The sequence below is a fragment of the Mycobacterium sp. genome (assembly GCF_019243155.1).
Lineage (GTDB): Bacteria > Actinomycetota > Actinomycetes > Mycobacteriales > Mycobacteriaceae > Mycobacterium.
Genome location: NZ_JAFAUS010000445.1, coordinates 1 through 5,639 on the forward strand (window position 1 = coordinate 1; position 5,639 = coordinate 5,639).

Consider the following 5,639-nt stretch of genomic DNA (forward strand, 5'->3'; position numbering starts at 1 on the left):
ACGACCGTGGTGGTCGACGAGCACCGGCCGGTGCCGTTGTGGCAACACGTCCTGGTGGGCAAGCGCCTCCTCGACCTCTTCGACTACCGGAGTTCGGCGACCCAGGAGCAGCCGGCCGCAATCCGCGAGCCGCGCGTCAACCCGGACCTGCTGCGGCACATCGCGCATCGGCGCGAAGCCGACCGGATGTCGGACTGGCAGCCACGGCGGGGCCGTGGACGCGGTGGCCCGCACCGGCCACGCTTTTACCGGCCGCCCGCGCGGCCGGACGTGATCGCGAGCCTGGACTCCGAAGGGCTGTTGCCGGCGATCACCTTCGTGTTCTCGCGAGCGGGCTGTGACGCCGCGGTTCAACAGTGCCTGCGCTCGCCTCTGCAGCTGACCACCCCCGAAGAGCGCGCGCAGATCGCCGAGGTGATCGAGCATCGTTGCGGCGATCTCGACGACGCCGATCTGGGTGTGCTCGGCTACTACGAGTGGCGCGAGGGGTTGCTGCGCGGGCTGGCGGCCCACCACGCCGGAATGTTGCCCGCCTTCCGGCACACGGTCGAAGAGCTGTTCACCGCCGGACTGGTGAAGGCGATATTCGCCACCGAAACCCTCGCGCTCGGAATCAACATGCCCGCGCGCACGGTGGTGCTCGAGCGGCTGGTGAAATTCAACGGCGAGCAGCACGTGCCGCTGACGCCGGGGGAGTACACACAGCTGACCGGGCGCGCCGGAAGGCGCGGAATCGACGTTGAGGGCCACGCCGTGGTGCTGTGGAATCCCACCGAGGAAACCACCGAACCGTCGGCGGTCGCCGGCCTGGCCTCCACCCGCACCTTCCCGCTACGCAGTTCGTTTGCGCCGTCGTACAACATGACGATCAACCTGGTGCAGCAGATGGGTCCCGAGCAGGCGCATCGGTTGCTCGAGCAGTCCTTCGCGCAGTATCAGGCCGACCGCTCAGTGGTCGGGCTGGTCCGTGGCATCGAGCGGGGCAACGAGATGCTCGAAGAGATCGCCACCGAGCTGGGTGGGCCGCAGGCCCCGATCCTGGAATACGCGCGGCTGCGCGCGCGGATTTCGGAGATGGAGCGTGCGCAGTCGCGCGCGTCGCGGTTGCAGCGGCGGCAGGCGACCACCGATGCGCTGGCCGCGCTGCGCCGCGGCGACATCATCAACATCACCCACGGCCGTCGCGGCGGACTGGCCGTGGTGCTGGAATCGGCTCGCGACAGTTCCGATCCACGCCCCCTGGTGCTCACCGAAAACCGTTGGGCGGGAAGGATTTCGTCGGCCGATTATTCGGGTGCGAACGCGCCGGTCGGATCGATGTCGTTGCCCAAGCGGGTGGAGCATCGTCAGCCGCGCGTCCGGCGTGATCTGGCGTCGGCGCTACTCTCGGCCGCCGAGGGCCTGCCCATTCCGGCCGCGCGCCGCAGCGCGCGCGGCGATCAGGATGGCGCGTTTCACGATCCGGAGCTGGCGAAGTTGCGCGAGGAGTTGCGGAGGCATCCGTCGCACAACAGCCCCGGCGTCGAGGACGCGGTCCGGCAGGCCGAGCGCTATCTGCGGATCGAGCGCGACAACGCGCAGCTGGAGAAAAAGGTTGCGGCCGCGACCAATTCGCTGGCCCGGACCTTCGACCGGATCGTCGGCCTGCTCACCGAGCGCGGCTTCATCGAAGACCGCGACGGTGATCCCCGCGTCACCGACGACGGCCGGTTGCTGGCCCGTATCTACAGCGAGAGCGACCTCTTGGTCGCCGAGTGCCTGCGCACCGACGCGTGGGCGGGCATGAAGCCGGCCGAGTTGGCGGCGGTCGTCTCGGCGGTGCTGTACGAGACGCGGGGCGGTGACGGCCCCGGGGGCGCGTTCGCCGCCGAGGCGCCCACCCCGCGTCTGCGGCAGGCACTGGTACAGACGTCGAGGCTGTCGGGTGCGCTGCGCGCCGACGAGCAGACGCACCGGATCGCGCCGAGCCGGGAGCCTGACGACGGATTCGTCAACGTCATCTACCGCTGGGCCCGGACCGGAGATCTGGCCGCAGCGCTGGCGGCGGCCGACCCGTCCGGCACCGGGTCACCACTGCTCGCGGGGGACTTCGTGCGCTGGTGTCGCCAGGTGCTCGACCTGCTGGACCAGGTCCGCAACGCGGCGCCCGATGCCGAGCTGCGGGCCACCGCCAAGCGCGCGATCAACGACATTCGGCGCGGCGTCGTTGCAGTTGACGCCGGGTAGGCTGGGCCGCAGCTACCGTAGGAGCCGAAACGAGACGGCGATCAATCATGCTGAGACACAAGGGGCTGAGGAGAGACGATGAGCGGACCGCAGGGATCGGACCAGCAGTGGCAACCGCCCGGCCAAGGTAGCGACCCGTCCTCCGAGCCGACTCAGGCAGGATCGCCCTGGCAGCAGCCGGGCCATGAGCATCCCGGCCACGAGCAGACGTGGCAGGCCCCGGCGTACACGCCGCCCGCCGAGTACCCGCAGTACCAGCAGCCGGGCGAGCAGGCATACCCACAGCAGTACCCCCAGCAGCCGGGTTACGAGCAGCACGGGCAATACGGCCAGCCGGGCCAGTATGCGCAGCCCGGCCAGTACGCGCAGCCCGGCCAGTACGGTCAGCCGGGCCAGTATGCGCAGCCCGGCCAGTATGGGCAGCCGGGGCAGTACGGCCCGCCTGGCCAATACCCGCAGCAGTACCCGGGCTACGAGCAGCCCGCCAAGAAGCGACCCGTCGGCCTGCTCGCCGGTGTGGGTGGTGCGATCGCCTTCCTGCTCATCGCGGTGGTGCTGGTCCTCGGTTTCTGGGAGCCCGGGTTCTTCGTCACCACCAAGCTCGACGTCAATAAGGCCCAGACCGGTGTGCAGCAGGTCCTCAGCGACGAAACCAACGGCTACGGCGCCAAGAACGTCAAGGACGTCAAGTGCAACCACGGCCAGAACCCCACCGTGAAAAAGGGCGCGACCTTTGACTGCGACGTGAGCATCGACGGTGCGGCCAAGCACGTGACGGTGACGTTCCAGGACAACAAGGGCACCTACGAGGTCGGCCGGCCGCAATAGCCGCTGTCTCAGCCTCCGGGCAGCCCGTCGAGCGCCTTCTGCAGGCGGCTGATCGACGACCCGATGCCGAGCTTGGTTGCCAGCTTGGCGACGCGTTGCGGATCCGCTGCAACCAGCGGTAGCTCGTCGGTGTCCGTCGACAGGTCGACGGGCGCGTCGGTGGCCACGCGGACGACCTGTTCGGCGGCGTCGATGTAGTCGGCGGCGCACAGCAGTTTGGTCCGCACGCCTTTGGCCATCTTCGATTTGGGGTCGCGGGCGGCCGCCAGGATCTGGTCCAGCGAACCATGTTGGGCCAGCAGCGTCCCCGCCGTCTTCTCGCCGACCCCGGGTACACCCGGCAGACCATCGGACGGGTCACCACGCAACAGCGCGAGCTCGGCGTAAGCCGCTCCGGCGCGATGCTCCGGGACGCCATACTGCTCTGCCACCTCGACGGGCCCGAACAACGTGGCCTTGGTCAGCCCGCGGCCCAGGTACAGCACCCGAACCGAGACGGGGTCGTCGGACACCACCTGCAGCAGGTCGCGGTCGCCGCTGACCACGACGACAGGGTCGTGGCGTTCCTGCGCCGCGAGCGTTCCCAGTACGTCGTCGGCCTCGAAACCTTCTGCGCCCGCGGTCGGGATCCCGAATGCGTCGAGCAGTTCCATGATCATGTCGACCTGCGGTGTCAGGTCGTCGGGCACTTCCTCGATGTCGGGCTCGCCCGCCGGTTCCGGTTCGGCCACCCGGTGGGCCTTGTACGACGGGATCAGGTCGACACGAAATTGCGGTCGCCAATCCAGGTCGAGGCAGACCGCCAGGCGGTGCGGCCGCTGCTGGGTGATGACAACGGCCACCGAGTCGATGAAGCCGCGTACGGCGTTGACGGGCCGGCCGTCGGGAGAGGTGATGGACGACGGGACCCCGAAGTACGAGCGGAACCACATGCTGGCGCCATCGAGGAGTACCAGTGGCGATCGCTTTGCGGGCATGCGGTTTATCCTGCCAGCAGCCGCCGCCGGGAAGGTTAGCCAGGCGATCGGGCACTAGCCTGGCTGCCATGGAATCTCACCGCTTCGATACCCCGGTGTACGCGCGCCGACTGGCCGCGGCGGCCGCCGCGGCCGCAGAAGCGGGTCTGGCCGGGCTGGTGATCACCCCGGGTTACGACCTGCGTTACCTCGTCGGATCGCGCGCCGAGACGTTCGAGCGCCTCACCGCGCTGGTGTTGCCGGCGTCGTGTGACCCGACCATGGTGGTGCCGCGCCTCGAGCTGGCCTCGCTGAAGGAGTCGGCCATCGCGGAACTCGGCCTCGCGGTGCGGGATTGGGTCGACGGCGACGATCCCTACCAACTCGTGAGTGCGGCATTGGGCGGCGCGCCCGCTGCGACCGCGGTGACCGATTCCATGCCGGCACTGCACCTGGTGCCGCTGGCCGGTGCGCTCGGGGTGCAGCCCGTCTTGGCCACCGACGTGTTGCGCAGGCTGCGGATGGTCAAGGAGGAGTGCGAATTCGACGCGCTGCGCAAAGCCGGTGCGGCCATCGACCGGGTGCATGCCCAGGTTCCGGAATTTCTGGTTGCGGGACGAACCGAGGCCGACGTTGCCGCCGACATCGCGAAAGCGATTGTCGCCGAAGGTCATTCGGATGTGTCCTTTATCATCGTCGGCTCCGGTCCGCACAGCGCCGACCCGCACCACGGATATTCGGATCGTGAGTTGCAAGCCGGTGACATCGTCGTCGTTGACATCGGCGGCGCATACGAACCCGGCTATCACTCCGACTCGACGCGGACCTACAGCATCGGTGAGCCAGAACCCGATGTGCTGCAGGAGTATTCGGTACTACAGCGCGCCCAGCGTGCGGCCCATGCGGCGGTCCGACCGGGCGTAACCGCCGCTCAGGTCGACGCAGCGGCCCGCGACGTGCTGGCGCAGGAAGGGCTCGCCGAGTTCTTCGTGCATCGCACCGGGCACGGTATCGGGCTCTCGGTTCACGAAGAGCCCTACATCGTCGCCGGAAACGACTTGCCGCTGACCGCGGGCATGGCCTTTTCCATCGAACCGGGCATCTACTTCCCGGGCCGGTGGGGTGCCCGGATCGAGGACATCGTCGTCGTCACCGCAGACGGCGCCGCATCCGTCAACAGCCGGCCGCACGAGCTGATAGTGGTCCCCGGGCCGTAACCGCCGGGACACCCGTGCCGCGTAGGTTGGGGATGGTGTCAATCCTGGATCTCCCACTGCTGCCGATTCGCATTGCACGTCATATCGCCGAGGCGATAGTTCACCCCGCCGCACCAGCGCCCGCTCCGCCTGCCGAGCTTGTCGTGGTCGATGGGATGCCCGAGGGCGTGCCACCGGCCGCGCGCCGGCCCGAGCCGGAACTTCCCGCACCGTCGGAATGGCCGTTCGGTGAGCACTTTCCGCGCACGTGCGGGGCCGGCCGGATCGCGGGCGGTGCCCTGTTCTGGACCGACTTTCTCTACGACGACCACGGCGCGACGGGCTTGCCGATCGGCGATCTGAAGATTCAGGCGCCGCCGCGCGGAACCTACGTGTATCCCGACGGTGCCGCGGCGGGCAACGGCGCCGACAT

At 68.9% G+C, this 5,639-nt stretch carries 4 protein-coding genes and 1 pseudogene; 4 read left to right on the forward strand and 1 reads right to left on the reverse strand.

What is annotated here, in order from left to right; translation table 11 throughout:
- A partial coding sequence (locus JOZ00_RS22805) for a helicase-related protein (protein ID WP_293348415.1) occupies positions 1–2,226 on the forward strand: 2,226 nt, incomplete at its 5' end.
- A 78-nt stretch (positions 2,227–2,304) separates the two neighbouring features.
- Positions 2,305–3,054, forward strand: coding sequence for a DUF4333 domain-containing protein (locus JOZ00_RS22810; protein WP_293348418.1), 750 nt, complete (start codon positions 2,305–2,307; stop codon positions 3,052–3,054).
- Between the two features lie 8 nt (positions 3,055–3,062).
- Here the strand turns inward: JOZ00_RS22810 and JOZ00_RS22815 are convergent, their stop codons facing one another.
- The gene (locus tag JOZ00_RS22815; RefSeq protein WP_293348421.1) at positions 3,063–4,031 is read right to left on the reverse strand and encodes a 5'-3' exonuclease; all 969 of its coding nucleotides are present in this window, start codon (positions 4,029–4,031) and stop codon (positions 3,063–3,065) included.
- Positions 4,032–4,099: 68 nt separating this feature from the next.
- Here JOZ00_RS22815 and JOZ00_RS22820 point away from each other — a divergent pair, with 68 nt between their 5' ends.
- Positions 4,100–5,227 carry a Xaa-Pro peptidase family protein gene (locus JOZ00_RS22820; protein WP_293348424.1) on the forward strand — a complete coding sequence of 376 codons (1,128 nt, stop codon included), beginning with the start codon at positions 4,100–4,102 and terminating at the stop codon, positions 5,225–5,227.
- Positions 5,228–5,262: 35 nt separating this feature from the next.
- Positions 5,263–5,639, forward strand: a pseudogene (locus JOZ00_RS22825) (peptidase); the annotation flags it as partial.